The organism is Vibrio sp. 10N.222.49.C9 (assembly GCF_041474985.1).
In the GTDB taxonomy this organism is placed as follows: domain Bacteria; phylum Pseudomonadota; class Gammaproteobacteria; order Enterobacterales; family Vibrionaceae; genus Vibrio; species Vibrio crassostreae_C.
This window is the reverse complement of the sequence record NZ_JBFRVD010000008.1, coordinates 53,888-73,496: the sequence shown is the minus strand read 5'-3', so window position 1 is coordinate 73,496 and position 19,609 is coordinate 53,888. Positions and strand designations below refer to the sequence as shown.

The window sequence follows — 19,609 nt, the reverse complement described above, 5'->3', positions numbered from 1 at the left end:
CCCTGACTACATTCATAATCAGGGGCTTTAGAATTTTTGCACGATATCCGACGTCTAATCGTCTTCAATCAACTTGTAGATAACAAACAGTGCAATCTCTGCAATTAGCCAAAGCGCACATGTAATCGTCACGTATTTATTATCAAAGATACTGATCCCTTTCAAGATCAGGTCGTAGCCAACAAAAGCACCAATCACCACTGCCAAGATAATCTGTAGGATCTGAATAAAACGAGGCATTCCTCTCTCCTATGTTCTTATATCAAACTATGTGTTTATCACTATATCATTGATAATAAGACAAAAGTGCAGATAATGCTGCACTTTTGTCTTTAACTTTCTGTCAAAAATTGCAATTCAAACGCTGAAGTTAGCGACAATTACGATTTTTTGGCGTCGATTAATTACGCTTTCTCAGCTTCAGCAATCTTCACTTTCCACGTGTCAGGGCCGATCTGGTGTGCGTTCACGCCGTTAGAGTCAACCGCTACCGTTACAGGCATATCTTCAACTTCAAACTCGTAAATCGCTTCCATACCGAGATCTTCAAACGCAACAACGCGTGCTTTTTTAATTGCTTTCGCGACTAAATAAGCTGCACCGCCAACCGCCATTAGGTAAACCGCTTTGTGCTCTTTGATTGATTCAACCGTTGCAGGGCCACGTTCCGCTTTACCGATCATGCCCATAATGCCAGTTTCGTTCAGCATCATGTCAGTGAACTTATCCATACGTGTTGAAGTTGTTGGGCCTGCAGGACCTACCGCTTCATCACCTACAGCATCAACAGGACCCACGTAGTAAATGAACTTGCCTTTGAAATCAACGCCGGCTGGTAAGCCTTCGCCGCTTTCTAGCATGCCTTGAATACGTTTATGAGCAGCATCACGACCGGTTAAGATCTTACCTGACAGAAGAACCGTTTCGCCGGTCTTCCACTCTTGTACGTCTTCTTTAGTCACTTCATCAAGGTTAACACGACGTGTATTTGCGCCCGCTTCCCAAGTGATGTCTGGCCACTCTTCTAACTTAGGTGGCGTTAGCTCTGCTGGGCCGCTGCCATCTAGCGTGAAGTGAACGTGACGCGTTGCTGCACAGTTCGGGATTAAGCAAACTGGCTTAGATGCTGCGTGTGTTGGTGCTGTTTTGATTTTTACGTCAACCACAGTCGTTAGACCGCCAAGACCTTGTGCACCAATACCTAGCTTGTTTACACGGTTGAAGATGTCTAGGCGAAGCTCTTCTTCTGCGTTCTCAGGGCCTTTTTCGATAAGCTCTTGAATATCGATGTGTTCCATCAAAGATTCTTTCGCTAGTACCGCTGCTTTCTCAGCCGTACCGCCAATGCCTATACCTAGCATACCCGGTGGACACCAGCCTGCACCCATTGTTGGCAGCGTCTTCTCTACCCATTCTGCAATATCATCAGAAGGGTTCAGCATAACCATCTTGGTTTTGTTCTCAGAACCGCCGCCCTTAGCCGCGATTTGAATTTCAACTTTGTTGCCTGGAATCATATTAATGTGGACAACCGCTGGTGTGTTGTCTTTGGTATTAATACGCTTACCTGCAGGGTCCATTAGGACAGATGCACGCAATGGGTTATCTGGGTTGTTGTAAGCTTGACGAACGCCTTCATCAACCATCTGTTGTACTGTTTGATCCGTTTCCCACCTAACATCCATACCGATGTTCACGAAACAAGTAACAATACCCGTATCCTGACAAATTGGACGATGGCCTTCCGCAGACATGCGCGAGTTGATAAGAATCTGAGCGATCGCATCTTTAGCTGCTTGACTCTCTTCTTTCTCGTACGCTTTTTCTAGGGCTTGGACAAAGTCTAAAGGGTGATAATAAGAAATGTACTGAAGTGCGTCAGCGACACTGCTGATCACATCTTGCTTACGAATAACCGTCATTGCATGCCTCTTTATTGTTCTGGTTCCATGTGGGTTCACAGTTTGACTATATGTGCCAAATCGAATTAGGTGGTTTAGCTTTTTATTGTGTTGAGCTGTATTTAGTTGCTTTAGCAATCGCTTGCATAGCTTTAAACTAAACCACTTGGATTACTCCGTTCTAATCAAGAACCCATTTTATTTTCAATTTATGATACTCTTGCTTCCTCTCACACGCCATGCAGTGATCGAACTCTTTGTCACAAATTAAACAAATGAATAACAACGAATTTCGCTCTATCCAAATCAAGCCGCTTGAATATCAATCAACTTTAGCTAAACAGCTGTTTTCCCATATTGAAAACCTGCCGTGGGCAATGCTATTACGCTCCGCTTCAGAAAGCCACGTTGATAGTCGATACGATATTTTAGTTGCTCAACCCATCGCCACCTTCGAGACAATCGGTGCAGAAACGACCGTTAATGTTAATGAGACGTGCGAGGTTTCAGACTCTGATCCTTTCGAACTACTCGACCAATATCAGCAACAATTATTGCCTGCGACTAAAGAGCACACTCAGTTGCCATTCGTTGGCGGCGCTTTAGGCTATTTTAGCTATGATTTAGGGCGCAGAGTCGAGACACTTCCATCACTCGCAAAGCGTGATATTGAAGCACCTGACATGGCAGTTGGCTTGTATGAATGGGCTGTTATCGTTGACCACCAATTGAAAACGGCGTGTATTGTCGGTGCCAATATCGATGAACATCATGATTGGCTAATGCAGCAGATGGCTCAATCACACCTATCACATGCGCCCTTTGGGTTAACCACACCGTGGCAATCCAATATGAGCGAAGAGAGCTACGCCACTAAGTTCGATAGTGTTCAAGAGTACCTGTTATCCGGGGACTGCTATCAGATTAACTTAGCTCAGCGCTTCAATGCCCAATACCAAGGTAGTGAATGGCTGGCTTATGACAAGTTAGAACAGTACAACTCAGCGCCCTTTTCGGGTTTTATCCGTTTGGCCGACTGCGCAATCATCAGTGTTTCGCCAGAGCGTTTCTTAGAACTCAAAGACAACGTCATTGAAACCAAGCCAATCAAAGGCACACGACCTCGTTCTGAGGACCCGATGATTGATAATACCAACGCGCAAGACCTAGCAAGCGCCGATAAAGATCAGGCGGAAAACTTGATGATCGTCGACCTACTTCGTAATGACATTGGCCGAGTAGCAAAACCGGGCACAGTGCATGTACCAAAGCTCTTCGATATTGAAAGCTTCCCTGCCGTGCACCACTTAGTGAGCACGATACGAGCGGACCTTGATGACCAATACTCTGCAACTGACCTTCTGAGAGCCTGTTTCCCTGGAGGCTCGATTACTGGCGCACCAAAAGTTCGCGCGATGCAGATCATTGAAGAGTTAGAACCGCATCGACGTTCAGCGTACTGCGGCAGTATTGGCTACATCAGCCGAAATGGCAGAATGGATACCAGTATTACCATTCGTACATTAGTCGCCGAGAACAACACGCTTTATGCTTGGGCTGGCGGTGGTGTGGTATTTGATAGTGATTGTGCTTCTGAATACCAAGAAACACTGGATAAGCTGAGTCGAATTCTACCGGTACTTGAAGATTGCTAAACCTAGTGTCATTAACTGCGAGTTCCGCGACTTAATGACGAGTTCCGTAGCTTAACGGCTAGCAAAAGTTCGATATAAAAAGAAACCGAAGGATCGTAAGATCACTTCGGTTTTTTAGTCTGTAAGTTAGAGTACATAACTCACAACGCTTTATTCGCGTGTTTAAGCGACCTTAACCGCTGAGACACCCCACTTCTTGAGCATCTCTTTCAGATCGTTGGCGGTGTAAGGCTTACTCAAAATGTCATCCATTCCACACTGAATACAACGTTCGCGTTCTTCCAATGTCGTTCCGGCGGTCAGTGCCACAATAGATTTAACGTAACCCTTCTCTCTTAGCTTCTCTGTTGCTTCAAACCCGTCCATAACAGGCATTCTGCAATCCATGAATACAATGTCGTATTCGTTGTCTGACGCGAGCTCAAACCCTTCGACACCATTACTTGCAATAGCTGGTTCAATCTCATGTTTACGGAGCATCTGTTGGATGATGATCTGGTTCATCTTAATATCATCAACCACCAGCACTTTAAGTAGTGACAATTCCGCCTCATACTCAAAGCCCTTGGCGACACTATCACTCTCTGCCGGAACATCGACAACTTGAAGAGGAATCGAGATGGTAAACGTCGTGCCTGAACCAACGACACTGGTCACCCCAATATCACCATTCATCAGAGCCACCAGTTTGCGACAAATCGCTAACCCAAGTCCTGTACCCTCATAGTTCCGACTACTTGAGTTATCTGCCTGCGTAAAAGGTTCAAACAGCGTCTTATGCGCCGATTCAGCGATTCCGACTCCGGTATCTTCTACAGAGAAAACAAATTGGTTTTTGTCCCACTCAATATCAACATTCACATGCCCTTCTTCTGTAAATTTAATCGCATTACCTATTAAGTTCACAAACAGTTGTGTGATGCGCTCTAAATCGCCTTGGAAATGGGAGGGAACGTTTGACGTAACACTGATATTGAATTCGAGCTGCTTCTCAATTGCTCGATTGACGAAGATGCTTTCAATCGTGTTTCTCAAATCACGTAGGGCAAATTTCTTTGGAATAAGCTCCAACATCCCTGCATTGATTTTGCTGTAATCCAATAGATCATTAATGATGGTTCGGAGAAACTCTCCAGATTGGCTCAGGTTGTTCACTATCTCACGCTGAGAGCTATTCAGTTCGGTATCACTGATCAACTCGGCACTGCCTAGTAAGCCATTAAGTGGAGTTCTTAACTCATGATTAATCATCGCCACAAAGTCACGCGTTGCCCTTTCGGACTCTTCCGCTCGTTTACGTGATTCAATATTTCGGTTTATTGCTAGTTGATGGGTTAAGGCACTGCAGATAAGGTCCGTGACCAACAACAGTTGGCTTTGGATAAACTCGTAGTCTTGGTCTAACAACCTGACTCTGACGATTAACGCACCAACTATGACTTTTTCAACCTCTAAGGGCACGGTCAGTAGGTTGTCTTGCCAATGAGGTTCTTGAATGTCTTGCTCTGACACCTCGACAGTCTCATCGCCATAATCATAGGTCTGTAACTGAGGGATGAGCTTGGGAGGTAGAATCAAACGACTGGCTTCGATTAAGTAACTGTTAGTCACGTTGGTCGTTAGTTCAGATAGCATGACATCATCGAGATCATTTCTTAGAAACGCGCGCCCAAAATCAATCAACAGGTTGTCGATTTGTTCTTGGAATTCAATGCGGCGTATATTCGCGTTGGAGCGCTTTTCTAACTGACGCAAAGCAAGCTCAAGTTGTTGGTTAGCCTCGAACAGTTCGAGGCTCTTCTGTTCCAACAATCCTTCAGCCGCTTTCCTTGCCGCGATTTGACGCTTAAGCTTCTTCTCTAGGGCAGATGCCAGATCCATATTACTTTTCTACTTTGAGATTAAACCTAACCACGCTTTGGTCATCATTTTGTGGCGTCATCTCCACCGCGATAGATTCACCGTGGTATTCAGCACATCCTTCAATAAGCCCTAAGCAAACATGAGACATACACCTTGCGCTTTTGTAGTCAAAAACAAGTTGTGCTTCGGTCGTGGTGATAAAACTGAATTCAGGTGGCTCAGCATCCGGATAGAGCTTCTTCACTTCAACATGAATGTAACGCTCTACGTGCTGAATAAATTGAAAGGTGGTATTGCTGTGAGCAAGGCTCGCTTTATTCGGTAATGAGGCCAGTAAGTTCTTAAATACAGACTGCCCAAACACGCGTTGCAAGCTTGCCGCATCAATATCGGTTTTCTTACTCAAGTTGATAATCAACCTGACAAGGTCTTTGTGGTCGTAACTGCCGACCGACGTATAGATCCCTTCATCTTCTGACATTTCTAGAACTTCTTCCAAAAGCTCTAGCCCAAACTTGTCTTCAACAAGCTCTAAAAATTCGGTGAATATGATTCCTTTCATCTCATACCTTTTCTTCTATTTCTTTTTAGAATGGTCCACTAAGTTATTGTTATCAAATTCTTAAACAAAAAATCTACGTTTCGTCACCCAATTTTATGACATCGATAACGCTTACTCGCCTGTATGCACATATTGAATATAGCAAAAATCGTCATTTTGAGGAGATTCATCGGTAAACAGCCCCTCATGACGCCCAATTAATAGCTAAAAGAGGGAAATTGAATGAAGAAAAACTCGATATTGGTAATCAACCCACGGTTATGTCTATACTTAAAATCATAATAATCAATATATTGGCTTGATATGAATAAAGAAAACTTCCTTCAGCAATTCCAACTTAACCCTACCGTTGGCTATCATCCTGAGTCAGTAGAGCGTGTTTCGCACATCAGTGGCGAGCAATTACGTAAAGCGGCAGTGGTGGTAGGTTTAGTTGAAAGAGAAGATGGTTTACATGTCATTTTTACTAAAAGAGCGGCTCATTTAAAGCATCACCCCGGCCAAGTCAGCTTTCCTGGTGGTAAACACGAACTTTCTGACCCTTCTATGCAATTCACTGCACTCAGAGAGCTCCATGAGGAGGTGGGAATTCGATCGGATCAAGTTAAAATTATTGGGCAATTACCAGCATTGAGTACTATTAGTAAATTTTCTGTGACGCCGATTATTGCCATGGTCGATCCTGACTATGAAGCCATCATTGATGAGAACGAAGTTGCCTCAATTTTTGAGGTACCCGCTACCTATGTTTTAGACCAAGCCAAGTTACACAGCCACACTGTTAACTTTAAACAAATCAAGCATCGGGTTTTTGCTATGCCCTTCCAAGAGCACCTAATTTGGGGCGTTACGGCGCAAATTATCCAATCGCTGCAGCAACACGTACTGCAACGAATCACATAGCAACTACGTTTTGTTTAATCTCTGTTAACAAAATCCAGACTTTCTATGGAACAGATTTATTAATGCAATTTTACGCAAACGTTTCCCTGGTATAAATCTATACAACCCCGCCTTTCGCATAAATAAAACTAATACCAGACATAAACATAAATCACATGTAGCACGCTATTTTCGTGATCAAAAATTCGTTTTTCGCATATCATGTGACACGCCGTTTCATTACATGATTTAGATCTATTTTTTGCAGAAGAAAATTCTGCAGAATTATCCCCGACTTATTTCCTGTTCCCAAAAAATGAGTAATTTAACATGAACACAACAACTTCTTCGGCAAATGCCGTTAAAGATTCAAGCAAGTTTAACTATAAAGATTTTACCTGGTGTTTATCACTATTCGGTACAGCAGTTGGTGCTGGCGTACTATTCCTTCCAATCAAAGCTGGTGCGGGTGGTTTTTGGCCATTAGTTATCCTAGCTCTAATTGCGGCACCAATGACTTGGTTCGCACACAAATCTCTAGCTCGTTTCGTACTGTCTGCTAAAAACCCTGAAGCTGATATTACAGACACAGTTGAAGAGCACTTCGGTAAGACTGGCGCAAACATTATTACTTTTGCTTACTTCTTCGCTATCTACCCGATCGTTCTTATCTACGGTGTTGGTATCACAAACACAGTTGATTCTTTCCTAGTAAACCAAATGGGTATGGAATCTATTCCTCGTCCTCTTCTTTCTGGTGCACTTATCCTTGCTATGACAGCAGGTGTTGTATTCGGTAAAGAGCTGATGCTTAAAGCAACTTCAGCAATGGTTTACCCACTAGTATTCATCCTACTAGCGCTATCTTTTTACCTAGTTCCTGATTGGAACACTTCAATGATGGACGTAAGCCCAGAATGGTCAACAATGCCTTCTATTATCTGGCTTGCTATTCCAATCATCGTGTTCTCTTTCAACCACAGCCCAATCATTTCACAGTTCTCTAAAGAGCAACGTCGTGTATACGGTGATGACGCAGTTAAGAAAACTGACGCGATCACTGGTGGCGCAGCAATGATGCTGATGGGTTTTGTAATGTTCTTCGTATTCTCTGTAGTGCTTTCTCTATCTCCAGAGCAACTAGCAACAGCGCAAGCACAGAACATCTCTGTTCTTTCTTACCTAGCTAACGTTCACGAGTCTCCACTTATCTCTTACATGGGTCCTCTTGTAGCATTCGCAGCGATTACTTCTAGCTACTTCGGTCACTTCCTAGGTGCTCACGAAGGTCTTGTTGGTCTAATCAAGTCTCGCTCTGGTTCTTCAGTAAGCACTATCGAAAAAGCATCTCTAGCGTTCATCGTTGTTACAACTTGGATTGTTGCGGTAGTTAACCCAAGTATCCTAGGTATGATTGAAACAATGGGTGCTCCAATGATTGCAGCTATCCTGTTCCTAATGCCTGTGTTCGCGATGCAGAAAGTACCAGCAATGGCTAAGTACAAAACTTCAGCACCTGTACAAATCTTTACAGCTTTATGTGGTCTAGCGGCTATTAGCTCTGTAATCTACGGCGCTCTTTAATCTCAAGCCCTTTTTATAAGATGGCATCCATCTTATATCACGAGATTAGACAAAAAATATAATGATAATAAATGAGCCTCCCTACTCCCCTTGAGAGGCTCTCTTTTTGAGGTAATCGCTATGATTAGTGTATTTGATATCTATAAAATCGGTGTTGGTCCATCGAGCTCACACACAGTTGGGCCAATGAAAGCGGGTAAAGAATTTATTGATGACCTACGTTCAATGGGAAAATTGCGCGACATCACTAAAATCACCGTGGACGTATATGGATCGCTATCACTGACAGGGAAAGGTCACCACACAGATATCGCAATCATCATGGGTCTTGCTGGCAATACTCCTGAGCGTGTTGATATCGATTCTATTGCTGGCTTCATTGCTCGCGTAGAAGAAACTGAGCGCCTTCCTGTTGGCATGCACTGTCATACAGTATCGTTCCCACGCGATGGCGGTATGAACTTCCACACTAGCAACCTTTCTCTACACGAGAACGGCATGAGCATTCATGCATGGGTTGGTGACGAAGTTGCATACTCAAAAACGTACTACTCAATTGGTGGCGGTTTCATCGTTGACGAAGAGAACTTTGGCAAAGAAGAAGAAAACCCAATCAAAGCACCTTACGAATTCACAACAGCTGAAGAGCTGGTTAATCAGTGCAAAGAAAGCGGTCTTTCTATCAGTACACTGGTTATGAAAAATCAAGCAGCGTTCCACTCAGACGAAGAGTCTCGCACTTACTTCGCTAACATCTGGAAAACTATGCGTGAGTGTATGGATCGCGGTATGAATACTGAAGGTATCCTGCCTGGTCCACTACGTGTTCCTCGCCGTGCAGCAGCACTTCGCCAACAGCTAATGACTTCAGAAAAAACAACCAATGATCCAATGTCGGTTGTTGACTGGGTAAACATGTTTGCTTTCGCAGTAAACGAAGAAAATGCAGCTGGCGGCCGTGTAGTTACGGCACCAACAAACGGCGCATGTGGCATCATCCCTGCTGTATTGGCTTACTACGATAAGTTCATCCAAACAGTGACAGAGAAAGATTACATCCGTTACTTCGCAGCTTCTGGCGCGATCGGTGGTCTTTACAAGCGTAACGCTTCAATCTCTGGTGCTGAAGTTGGCTGTCAGGGTGAAGTTGGTGTGGCATGCTCTATGGCTGCTGCTGGTCTTGCTGAGCTTATGGGTGGTAGCCCTGAGCAAGTATGTATGGCTGCAGAAATCGGCATGGAGCACAACCTAGGTCTAACATGTGACCCAGTTGCTGGCCAAGTACAAGTACCATGTATCGAGCGTAACGGTATTGCTGCAGTTAAAGCAATCAACTCGACTCGTATGGCACTTCGTCGTTCTTCTGCTCCTACTGTTTCTCTAGATAAAGTTATCGAAACAATGCTAGAAACAGGTAAAGACATGAACGCTAAATACCGTGAGACTTCTCAAGGTGGTTTGGCTGTTAAGGTTGTTTGTTGATAGCCTTTGAATCAATCTGTTTTTAATCAGCAGATAATAAAAAGGAACGCCGATGCGTTCCTTTTTTGTATCTGAATTCCGGCCACTTATATCTAAGATGCTCGATTCGCATCTTAGATAATGGACCAAAGAACTAGATCACTTGTGAGATAAGCAGGAAGCAACCAAACAGCAGTGAGAACAACATCATTGCGCTGCCACCTTCTGCTCGGTATCGGTCATCAGCAACTTTCATGAAACGCTGTTTGTGGACCATAACCACAGGAACAAACACCGCTAGGAACACCAAGATGATACCTGCGTAATTCAGTACTTGTAGGAACTTGTCTGCCGCAAGCAATGAACCAGCCAACGGCAAGATAAAGCTAATGCAGTACGTTACCGCTGTATTTTGGTTGAACATGTCTTTGTTCTGGTTGAACAACGCCATCGCCACACCAAAGAAAGAGGTCAACAACGCCAAGCCCGTGAAGGTAGACAGAACGTTACCCACCCAAGGAGACTGAGCCTCAAACGCCGCCATCAAATCTGATACGTTCTCAAAGCTTCTGAATTGATCTTCACTCAAGTTGCCCACTACCGCAAACAACCAACACAAGTAACACACTAATGGGATCAGAGAACCGATGATCACCATGTTACGCAGCTGTTTATCTGTCGCTTCGTGGTTGTAAGAAACCAAGGTTGGAATCACCACCATAAAGCCAAAGCTCGTAAACAGGATGGCACTGGTTTTGATTAGGTCAACGTGGTCATGGCTGGTTACCTGCATCAAGTTTTCTTGAGTCATGCTCGGCGCTAAGAAGGCCATGGTTGCAAACAAACTAGCAAGCATCACGAAGAACAATGCTCGATTGAGCTTATCAATCACACCAGTACCACTTGCGACTACTGCGCCAGCAAGCAAGGTAAACACGGTTTGGCTGGTAGTCGCGGTAATTTCGACGCCAAAGTTAGACAGTAACTTACTCAGCAAGTCACCTGCGCCCAGAATGTAAGCCATTAATAGGCAAATCAACAACGCGTATAGCAAGCCGTTGGTAAGCAACTGACCTTGTTTACCCAAGGTTTTTCGGGCAATAGAGTTTAATCCTAGACCGCCACCCGCTTTGATGGTCGCTTCTAGAAGTAGTAATGCTGCGTAAGTCGTACCGAAGCAGATCAGTACCATAAGCAGTGTGCCGTAAAGCAATCCGAATTGAGCTAATACCATTGGGATCGCAAGCATACCAGCACCGAGAGCGGTACCAGCGATAATTAGGGAGCTACCCATCATTTTTATATTCATTGTTTTTAACTTATTTGTTTAGTTTTTATAGATGTGAGTCTTCGTTCATCGAGCGGATGACAAAGGAGTTCAGATAGAAATAAAGTTATAAAACGAATAACAATAGGAGCGATAAGCGGTAAAGAAGCGTGCAGAGACGTTGTCGAACAGGGCGTTCAAAGGGGAGCTTGTCTTAAAAGAGGTAAAACGAGAAGCGTGAGTAAGCATTAACTGATGTGGTGAACCTTCCGTAGGTTCAATAATCGGTGATGTAATCTTGAATTTCATGTATGTGTCCAATAAGTCACATTCCATAGTATTTGAAGCAGCGTATCCGTTGCTGCCCTACCTCTATCATAGAGGTCTTTTCATCTTATCGAATGAGCCTCGAAACACAACGCTATAACCACAATTTTTGCTATTAAATTGAACAAAACAGCCATTTGGATATAAATTAACCACTAAGTCGTCTAAAACAATAGTCTTTATTGATAAAAGACAAGCGGACAAATACATCGAGCTAATTAACAACCTAGGCTTTTCTAATTATCAGCACAATCAAAACTCGATGCTGCACTTCAATTTTCCCAAAACAACAGTCTGTTTTAAGAACAGCGAGGAGCTTGAAGCGCGTTCCATTTCAACACCAGATTCCGCACAAACTTGTTACATCACAGAAACATAAGCACAACCGGAGTGTGGTCACACAATTCGTTATACCCCATAGGTGGTAGGAATTCTTACTAGTACAGTATTTGCGTCATTATAATTAATAAAAACAAACACCTTATGCGCTCAACAATCACCTTTAAAATCCTAGTGGCCCTCGCCATCGTGTTCACCTTTTTGCTGGCAATATCGACCTATTTCCAATATTCGCAACAAAAGCAACTTGTAAACTCAGTGTTAAGTGAGCAGCTTCACGACAAAGCAAGTAACTACTTCGATAGCCTCAATATGATGATGCTCACCGGCACCATGGCACAAAAAGAGACCCTTCGTCAGAAAGCACTGGCTCAAGAAGGCATTGAAGACGTTCGTGTTTTACGCGCCGACGCTGTCAGCAAGTTATATGGCCCAGGTAATGACAACCAAACACCGGTTGACGATATTGATAAACGAGCGCTAGCGGGCGAAACCGTTATCGAACCTTTTTCTGCTGATTGGGGCAAAGGCTTGGTTATTGCTCTGCCAATGAAGTCGAGTGAAGATTACCGAGGAACCAATTGTGTCGCCTGTCATATGGCACCAGAAGGTGAAGTCTTGGGTGCGATTCGTCTCGAATATAACCTTAACCATGTTAACTCGCTGATTAACACTCAAACCATGGCTGCTATTGGCATTATGGCAGTGATCTCGTTTGCCGGATTTGTCCTTACGATGGGATTAATTCGTAAGATTATCGTGCGCCCGCTGCAACAGACTTCTCGCTTTATGACCCAAGTCAGCAACGATAAAAACCTATCCACTCGCCTGCCGGAACAAAGCAAGGATGAGATTGGCACGCTGGCTAACTCCATCAACTCGTTCATGGGAACCGTATCCGACAGCTTAGAAAAGGTACAAAACACCTCGCACAAACTGAATGCGTCTGCCAACCAACTGACTAGTGTCGCGCAAATTACCGAGCAAGCCGCCAGTGACCAGCAAAGTGAAACCGCCGAAGTGCAACATAATGTCGAAGGAATACAGGCACAGCAAGTCAATGTAGAACAAGCGACTTTAACGGCTTCAGAGCTTATTAATCACACCGCCGATGTGGCATGTAAGAGTGCCAACCAAGCACACGACGCAAGCAGTGAGATAAAAAACCTCGTTAGCAGCATAGAAGAAGTGAAACACAAAATACTGACACTCAATGAGCAAACCGGAGAGGTCTCTTCAATATTGAGTGTGATTCGTGGCATTGCTGACCAAACCAATCTTCTGGCCTTGAATGCAGCGATTGAAGCAGCTCGTGCGGGAGAACAAGGTCGTGGGTTTGCGGTAGTGGCAGATGAAGTTCGCCACCTTGCATCGCGAACCGCAGAAGCAACAGGCAGCATTGAGTCAATCATTCATCAATTCCAGCAAGGCAGTGAAGAGTCGCTAACTTCTGCCGATCGCGTTTGCGAACAAGCCCATCAAAGCTCAACCGATATCGACGCACTTTCAATTGAAATGAATGGTGTGGTCGAAGAGATGAAACAGGTGCTGGCTCACGCACAGAATATTCAGCAGCAAACACAATCCACCACACAAGCGACTCAAGATGTTCAACAAAAGGTTGAAACCATCACCTCTCACGCCAACAACACGTCGCAATCCGCGGCTGAAACTCGCAACATCAGCAATGACTTAGAAGAGCTGTCTGATCACCTTGAGTCACTGATTAATCAGTTTACTTTGTCGAGTACAAAGAAGAAGTCATAGATCGCCAACAAAAAAGCGCTCAACAATGAGCGCTTTAACTTCATAACAATGTCTAGTTCAGGCTTTCAGGCTTTCAGGCTTTCAGGCTTTCAGGCTTTAAAAGTACCTTAAACCAAGATTAGTGCGTAATGGAAACCGCGGTTAAGTCTTTATGCTTGTGATACATCGCGTGTTTGACTATCAGGTTCGCACTCACGCTATCCATTCCTGACACTTCAACGTAAGCCCCTTTTTTACGGAACTTGAACACAACCTTATCAAGCGCCTCGACCGAGGTATTATCTAAGAATGACGCATCCGATATATCGATGGTCACTAAAGAGGTCGCGTTGTCATAATCAAATAAGTCGACAAACGCATCTGACGAAGCAAAGAAGACATGGCCTTTTACTCGGTGAATGGTGTGCATTTCGTTTGTCACGACTTCATCGGATATAAACACCATGGATTTGCTGGCATGTGCATAAAACAGAGCCGACAGCACCACGCCAACCGCAACACCTATTGCTAAATTATGAGTAAACACCACCACCGCCACGGTTGCTAGCATGGTTACATTGGTTGGCAGTGTGTGATCTTTAAGCTCAACAATGGAACGCCATGAGAATGTGCCGATAGAAACCATGATCATCACAGACACTAAAGCGGCCATCGGTATCAGCTTCAACCAATCAGAAACAAACACCACCATTAACAACAAAACCACCCCAGCGATCATGCTGGACAATCGGGTTAAGCCACCTGATTTGATGTTAATGATCGACTGACCGATCATTGCGCAGCCCGCCATTCCACCAAAAAGGGAAGCCACGATGTTCGCAACGCCCAGCCCTTTGCACTCATTGTTTTTATTACTTTCAGTATCTGTCAGGTCATCGACAATTGTCGCCGTCATCAATGATTCCAATAAGCCAACCAGAGACAGAGCGATAGAATATGGAAGGATGGTCGCAAGCGTATCAAACGTGAATGGAATATTAGGGATCAATAACACAGGCAGTGAATCAGGAAGCTTACCCATATCGCCAATCGTTCTGACATCTAACCCAAACAACAAACTAATGATTGTCAGGGTAGCAATCGCGACCAATGGAGAAGGTATTGCACGACCAAACTTGGGAAAATAAGGAAGCAGATAAATGATCACCAAACCCAAAGCGACTAATACGTAAACACTTGAAGGGACATTGATCAATTCAGGGAGCTGGGCCATGAAGATTAGGATGGCGAGCGCGTTAACAAATCCAGTAATCACCGATTTGGAAACGAAATTCATCAGGTTACCAAGCTTGAGATACCCAGCCGCGATTTGAATGACGCCAGCTAGGAATGAAGCTGCGAGTAGGTACTCTAGTCCGTGCTCTCTCACTAATGTGACCATTAAGAGCGCCATAGCGCCTGTTGCACCGGAAATCATCCCCGGACGACTGCCAACCAAAGCGGTGACAACACAGATACAAAAAGATGCATAGAGCCCTACCTTAGGGTCGACGCCTGCGATAATTGAAAATGCGATGGCTTCAGGGATCAATGCGAGTGCAACCACAATCCCAGATAATGAATCTCCTTTAACGTTTGATAACCAGTGTTTTTTTAAATAATTAAGCATGTAATTCTCTTTTACTTGTACAGCCAGTCCTGCCTTGTTCAGACATAATTTGATCGACTGTTTTTCTTGAATGAGCGAGCGCTCGAAAAGTGCGGGTGTAGAGAGAATACAGGGGCTAAGGCGGCGTAATTAACACGTAAATATTAAACTCCTCTTGTTGCTTTAGTGGGAAATTAAGAAAGTGATCAAGTCCAATATGACTGAATCCGCGCCAATATAGAGCGAGTCTCAACACAATCACACTCCCATTATTGAAAACAAAGGTTTCGATTACGCCTTGCTCGTTCAACGACTGACATTGGGCTGAAAGGTAAGGTGCAGGCTAAGATCGAACAAAAAACACCCCCTCAAACGTATTTATGGTCAGTAGACAAAATATTTCTTTCACCAAGCAAGAATAAAGGTTGAAGCTGTCGGTATGACAGGTAATATGTTCAATCGATTTAAAAAGTTTATACAACTTAATGTTTCGGCTAATTATTGTGCAAATGTATGTTTATATGCAGCAATGCCAGAGACTTTGAGTTGAATTTGTCCCTCAATGGAGAATGAAATCAACATGACTTACGCGCCTGTAACAGACGTACTTGGCGGCAAGCTAGCGGTAGACAGTGAAGTAACTGTTCGCGGCTGGATCCGTTCACGTCGTGATTCCAAAGCTGGAATCTCTTTCCTTGCCATTTATGACGGCTCTTGTTTCGACCCGATTCAGGCCGTGGTTCCTAATAATCTTAATAATTACGAAAACGAAGTATTAAAGCTAACGACTGGCTGCTCTGTTGAAGTAACAGGTAAGATTGTTGAGTCTCCTGCGAAAGGTCAAGACTTCGAACTAGCAGCAACTGACGTTAAAGTTGTAGGCTGGGTTGAAGACGCTGACACTTACCCAATGGCTAAGACACGTCACTCTATCGAATACCTTCGTGAAGTTGCTCACCTACGTCCACGTACAAACGTGATTGGCGCAGTAGCACGTGTACGTAACTGTCTATCTCAAGCGATTCACCGTTTCTACCACGAGCAAGGCTTCTTCTGGACTTCTGCTCCGCTTATTACTGCATCTGATGCAGAAGGCGCAGGTGAAATGTTCCGCGTTTCTACGCTAGACATGGAAAACCTACCACGCACTGAAAAAGGCGACGTAGACTTCAACGAAGATTTCTTCGGTAAAGAGACGTTCCTAACAGTATCTGGCCAACTTAATGCTGAAGCTTACGCTTGTGCACTAAGCAAGGTTTACACGTTCGGTCCTACGTTCCGTGCTGAAAACTCAAACACAAGCCGCCACCTAGCTGAGTTCTGGATGGTTGAGCCTGAAGTTGCGTTTGCAGACCTTAACGATGTAGCGAAACTGGCTGAAGACATGCTTAAGTACGTTTTCGCTGCTGTTCTTGAAGAGCGCCGCGACGACCTAGAGTTCTTCGCTTCTCGCATCGACAAGCAAGCAATTACTCGTCTAGAGCAATTCGTTGACGCTGACTTCGCACAAGTTGACTACACTGACGCAATCCAAATCCTACTAGACTCTGGTAAGAAGTTTGAGTTTGACGTTGAGTGGGGCATCGACATGTCTTCTGAGCATGAACGTTACCTAGCTGAAGAGCACTTCAAAGCACCTGTTATCGTTAAGAACTACCCGAAAGACATCAAAGCTTTCTACATGCGCTTAAACGACGACGGCAAAACAGTTGCGGCAATGGACGTACTTGCACCAGGCATCGGTGAAATCATCGGTGGTGCACAACGTGAAGAGCGTCTAGACATCCTAGACGAGCGTATGATTGCTATGGGTATCGACCCTGAGCACATGAGCTGGTACCGCGACCTACGTAAATACGGCACAGTGCCACACGCTGGTTTCGGTCTTGGTTTCGAGCGTCTAGTATCTTACGTAACAGGTATGGGCAACGTTCGTGACGTGATTCCATTCCCACGTACACCACGCTCTGCAAACTTCTAATTCGAGCCTAAATCGAATTTAAAAGTTAAGAACAAATAAAAACCTCCGCACTAGCGGAGGTTTTTTATGTTCGGAATAAAACGAGACGATGGCTGTTTCTGCGTACTACCATCTGAGACTCATTATTTCAAAAGCTAATCCACATCTTGGTCGATAGCGTATTTTATTGCAAGACCGCAAATTGCCATCATAACGAATGGGATCGCGGCAGTGGTGTATTCCGCCCACGCCATATCAGCGAATGCTTTTGCCAGCAGTACGTGGCCGAGAATAAGCAGAAGCGCACACACAATAGCGACAATAATCAGCTTAACTTCATTTCCCATAGTCATTTTCAACATAACGGTATCTCCAATATTTGGTCTACCGTTATTGAATCACAACTCTTTGGTCAATTAGGCGTACAGTTACCCCACAAACAACCCGTACAGTTGGAATGATTGTCTTTTTTATGAGGGACTTAAGGTTTTACGAGTGCGTAAGTTGATGTGCCAGTTTGCCAAGCCAGATGAGCGCCTGTTCTTTCTCTTCTGTCAGTTCATAAGAGAAGTTCAATCGTATCGCGTTATCCACTCTGCCATGCTCACTAAACAGATCGCCAGATGCAACGCTAATGCCTTGCTCGATAGCCAGTTGATGAAACTGTTGGCTGTCGAATTTTTCAGAAAAGCGAATCCATATCAAGTAGCCACCAGCCGGCTCTTCAATCTCGATTGAATGCGGAAAGTACTGCTTAATGACATCGATAAATCGCTCTTTCCTGACGACAAGGTTTTTACGCAGTTTACGAAGGTGATTGTCGTAGCTTTCATGCGTTAAGAAATGAGCGACACCAAGTTGAACAGGAGCGCTACTCGATAACGTAGAAAGAAGCTGTAACTTTTGAATCGCGTCGTTAAAACGCGTGTTCACAACCCACCCTACTCGATAACCAGGACACAAACTTTTTGAATACGACCCACAAAGCAAGACGGAATCGGTCTTATCGAAGGCCTTTAGTGGCTTCGGCTTATGCCCTTCGTAATAAAGATCGCCATACACGTCATCTTCAATAATGTAGGTTCCATGCTGTTCTGCAATCTCTACCACACGGCGCTTTGCCTGTTCCGACAAACTGGTTCCCGTTGGGTTTTGAAAAGTAGTCATCAGCCAACACGCTTTAACATCTTGGTTTTGTAGCGCGTTTTCAAACTGCTCTATATTCAACCCATTGATTGGGCAAACGTCCACTTCGATCGGGTTAAGCCCGAGCCTCTCGACAGCCTGCAGAGCACCATAGAATGCGGGAGACTCAATCACGACGTTATCACCCGACTTGGTGACCGTTTGCAGGCTCAAGTTGAGCGCCTCCATAGCACCCGACGTAATCACGATGTCTTGATGATTAACCGTGATCCCTTGCTGCAGATAACGCTGTGCGATTTGCCTTCTCAAGGACTCACTGCCCGGTGGTAAATTATTTATCACACTCGCGCCAGTCATCTTCCTACCCGCGCTGGCAAGGTTTCGAGTCAAGGTAGGTAACGGGAAAAGGTCGGGATCTGGGAATGCAGAGCCGAAAGGAATCACACCTTCGGCTGAACTCGACTTCAAGAAATCAAATAAACGGTCATTAATGGCTTTCTTTTCACTAACGAGTGGCTGTGCGTAGTCAACGCCGTCCAGCCTTGGCGCTACAAAGTAGCCCGACTGAGGTTTAGCTATGATCCACCCTTCGCTTTCTAGCAACTGGTAGGCTTGTAAGACAGTACTATTGCTGACGTTGTAATTTCGACAACTCATGCGTACCGAAGGGATCTTCTCTCCGGATCGCCACGTATTGTTGGCTATCTGAGTTCGAATATCCTTTGCAAGCTCTTCATAACGCGCCATCTAATTGTACTACCTAGAGAAATTCTGTGAGCCGGTGATTTTATCACTTACGCCAACAACTATTGCTGCTATCCATATGATCGCACCTAATTTCCACAATAGTGTGAATTGGTTCACAGATAACTTTGTAAGCTTTGCTAAGTTTGCACCCAAGGTAGGAGCTAAGTTGGCTTTCTACCTCAATAATTTGATGTAACCCAAAAACATGCGAGATAACAATGAAAAAAATAGAAGCAGACCAATTAAGTTATAAAGGAGAGTCAAACGGTGTTCACAGTTGGACAACACCGAGCGGTCAGCCATATTACTGGCACCCAGATTGGCTCCATATTGCTGAAGATGCGACAGGCTCACATCCAAAGCAAAAGATCGATGTCGAACAAGACCAAGCACCAACGGAAAAACACGCGGTGTCTGCTATTCTGAAATACATCAACCAATGGGCTGCAGACAAACTAGCGTCTCACCCTGAGATTGAAACCGGCTCAATCGAAGCTGAAATCAATCTCAAAAAGTAACGGGTTAAAGTAGATAGCGAACTCAATCACGCGCGATTCTAA

At 44.5% G+C, this 19,609-nt stretch carries 15 protein-coding genes; 7 read left to right on the top strand and 8 right to left on the bottom strand.

The features are described 5' to 3' along the window. Positions 1-54: 54 nt before the first annotated feature. Together AB4585_RS02430 and AB4585_RS02425 are read right to left on the bottom strand one after the other, a co-directional pair. Positions 55-240, bottom strand: a complete 186-nt coding sequence (locus AB4585_RS02430; RefSeq protein WP_004734731.1) for a hypothetical protein — start codon at positions 238-240, stop codon at positions 55-57. Between the two features lie 164 nt (positions 241-404). Beyond that, complete coding sequence (locus AB4585_RS02425) at positions 405-1,922, bottom strand: fumarate hydratase (protein WP_102320448.1); 1,518 nt, start codon at positions 1,920-1,922, stop codon at positions 405-407. 254 nt (positions 1,923-2,176) lie between these two features. Between AB4585_RS02425 and pabB the strand changes: the two genes are divergently transcribed. Then, the gene (pabB, locus tag AB4585_RS02420) at positions 2,177-3,556 is read left to right on the top strand and encodes an aminodeoxychorismate synthase component I (protein WP_372169295.1); all 1,380 of its coding nucleotides are present in this window, start codon (positions 2,177-2,179) and stop codon (positions 3,554-3,556) included. A gap of 162 nt (positions 3,557-3,718) precedes the next feature. Here the strand turns inward: pabB and AB4585_RS02415 are convergent, their stop codons facing one another. Beyond that, positions 3,719-5,437 carry an ATP-binding protein gene (locus tag AB4585_RS02415; RefSeq protein ID WP_372169294.1) on the bottom strand — a complete coding sequence of 573 codons (1,719 nt, stop codon included), beginning with the start codon at positions 5,435-5,437 and terminating at the stop codon, positions 3,719-3,721. Between the two features lies 1 nt (position 5,438). After that, complete coding sequence (locus AB4585_RS02410) at positions 5,439-5,981, bottom strand: heme NO-binding domain-containing protein (protein ID WP_017060423.1); 543 nt, start codon at positions 5,979-5,981, stop codon at positions 5,439-5,441. Between the two features lie 303 nt (positions 5,982-6,284). On the opposite strand from AB4585_RS02410, the gene AB4585_RS02405 reads away from it, so the two are divergent. From AB4585_RS02405 to AB4585_RS02395, 3 genes are all read left to right on the top strand, one after another. Beyond that, positions 6,285-6,884, top strand: coding sequence for a CoA pyrophosphatase (locus AB4585_RS02405; protein ID WP_102320451.1), 600 nt, complete (start codon positions 6,285-6,287; stop codon positions 6,882-6,884). 309 nt (positions 6,885-7,193) lie between these two features. Next, positions 7,194-8,447, top strand: a complete 1,254-nt coding sequence (locus AB4585_RS02400; RefSeq protein ID WP_102320452.1) for an aromatic amino acid transport family protein — start codon at positions 7,194-7,196, stop codon at positions 8,445-8,447. A 120-nt stretch (positions 8,448-8,567) separates the two neighbouring features. Beyond that, complete coding sequence (locus tag AB4585_RS02395; RefSeq protein ID WP_017060420.1) at positions 8,568-9,929, top strand: L-serine ammonia-lyase; 1,362 nt, start codon at positions 8,568-8,570, stop codon at positions 9,927-9,929. A gap of 133 nt (positions 9,930-10,062) precedes the next feature. Here the strand turns inward: AB4585_RS02395 and AB4585_RS02390 are convergent, their stop codons facing one another. Continuing rightward, positions 10,063-11,205: an amino acid permease gene (locus tag AB4585_RS02390; protein WP_372169293.1), complete on the bottom strand. Its 1,143-nt coding sequence runs from the start codon at positions 11,203-11,205 to the stop codon at positions 10,063-10,065. A gap of 780 nt (positions 11,206-11,985) precedes the next feature. On the opposite strand from AB4585_RS02390, the gene AB4585_RS02385 reads away from it, so the two are divergent. After that, positions 11,986-13,608: a methyl-accepting chemotaxis protein gene (locus AB4585_RS02385; protein WP_017068771.1), complete on the top strand. Its 1,623-nt coding sequence runs from the start codon at positions 11,986-11,988 to the stop codon at positions 13,606-13,608. A gap of 118 nt (positions 13,609-13,726) precedes the next feature. On the opposite strand, the gene AB4585_RS02380 is transcribed toward AB4585_RS02385, so the two are convergent. Next, entirely contained in the window at positions 13,727-15,217 is a 1,491-nt protein-coding gene (locus AB4585_RS02380) for a SulP family inorganic anion transporter (protein ID WP_372169292.1), read from the bottom strand. A gap of 559 nt (positions 15,218-15,776) precedes the next feature. Here AB4585_RS02380 and asnS point away from each other — a divergent pair. Continuing rightward, positions 15,777-17,177: an asparagine--tRNA ligase gene (asnS, locus tag AB4585_RS02375; RefSeq protein ID WP_017060416.1), complete on the top strand. Its 1,401-nt coding sequence runs from the start codon at positions 15,777-15,779 to the stop codon at positions 17,175-17,177. A gap of 134 nt (positions 17,178-17,311) precedes the next feature. Here the strand turns inward: asnS and AB4585_RS02370 are convergent, their stop codons facing one another. Together AB4585_RS02370 and AB4585_RS02365 are read right to left on the bottom strand one after the other, a co-directional pair. Beyond that, positions 17,312-17,518: a hypothetical protein gene (locus AB4585_RS02370; protein ID WP_004734707.1), complete on the bottom strand. Its 207-nt coding sequence runs from the start codon at positions 17,516-17,518 to the stop codon at positions 17,312-17,314. Between the two features lie 127 nt (positions 17,519-17,645). After that, positions 17,646-19,049: a PLP-dependent aminotransferase family protein gene (locus tag AB4585_RS02365; RefSeq protein WP_017065418.1), complete on the bottom strand. Its 1,404-nt coding sequence runs from the start codon at positions 19,047-19,049 to the stop codon at positions 17,646-17,648. A 218-nt stretch (positions 19,050-19,267) separates the two neighbouring features. Between AB4585_RS02365 and AB4585_RS02360 the strand changes: the two genes are divergently transcribed. Continuing rightward, positions 19,268-19,567 (top strand): hypothetical protein, encoded by a 300-nt coding sequence (locus AB4585_RS02360; RefSeq protein WP_372169291.1) that lies wholly within the window; start codon positions 19,268-19,270, stop codon positions 19,565-19,567. The last annotated feature ends 42 nt before the right edge of the window (positions 19,568-19,609 follow it).

Coding starts and splice junctions, on each gene's coding strand:
- AB4585_RS02410 (WP_017060423.1), bottom strand. CDS start 5,981: ATGAAAGGAATCATATTCACCGAATTTTTAGAGCTTGTTGAAGACAAG.
- AB4585_RS02380 (WP_372169292.1), bottom strand. CDS start 15,217: ATGCTTAATTATTTAAAAAAACACTGGTTATCAAACGTTAAAGGAGAT.
- AB4585_RS02390 (WP_372169293.1), bottom strand. CDS start 11,205: ATGATGGGTAGCTCCCTAATTATCGCTGGTACCGCTCTCGGTGCTGGT.
- AB4585_RS02385 (WP_017068771.1), top strand. CDS start 11,986: ATGCGCTCAACAATCACCTTTAAAATCCTAGTGGCCCTCGCCATCGTG.
- AB4585_RS02360 (WP_372169291.1), top strand. CDS start 19,268: ATGAAAAAAATAGAAGCAGACCAATTAAGTTATAAAGGAGAGTCAAAC.
- AB4585_RS02405 (WP_102320451.1), top strand. CDS start 6,285: ATGAATAAAGAAAACTTCCTTCAGCAATTCCAACTTAACCCTACCGTT.
- asnS (WP_017060416.1), top strand. CDS start 15,777: ATGACTTACGCGCCTGTAACAGACGTACTTGGCGGCAAGCTAGCGGTA.
- pabB (WP_372169295.1), top strand. CDS start 2,177: ATGAATAACAACGAATTTCGCTCTATCCAAATCAAGCCGCTTGAATAT.
- AB4585_RS02370 (WP_004734707.1), bottom strand. CDS start 17,518: ATGTTGAAAATGACTATGGGAAATGAAGTTAAGCTGATTATTGTCGCT.
- AB4585_RS02400 (WP_102320452.1), top strand. CDS start 7,194: ATGAACACAACAACTTCTTCGGCAAATGCCGTTAAAGATTCAAGCAAG.
- AB4585_RS02425 (WP_102320448.1), bottom strand. CDS start 1,922: ATGACGGTTATTCGTAAGCAAGATGTGATCAGCAGTGTCGCTGACGCA.
- AB4585_RS02415 (WP_372169294.1), bottom strand. CDS start 5,437: ATGGATCTGGCATCTGCCCTAGAGAAGAAGCTTAAGCGTCAAATCGCG.
- AB4585_RS02395 (WP_017060420.1), top strand. CDS start 8,568: ATGATTAGTGTATTTGATATCTATAAAATCGGTGTTGGTCCATCGAGC.
- AB4585_RS02365 (WP_017065418.1), bottom strand. CDS start 19,049: ATGGCGCGTTATGAAGAGCTTGCAAAGGATATTCGAACTCAGATAGCC.
- AB4585_RS02430 (WP_004734731.1), bottom strand. CDS start 240: ATGCCTCGTTTTATTCAGATCCTACAGATTATCTTGGCAGTGGTGATT.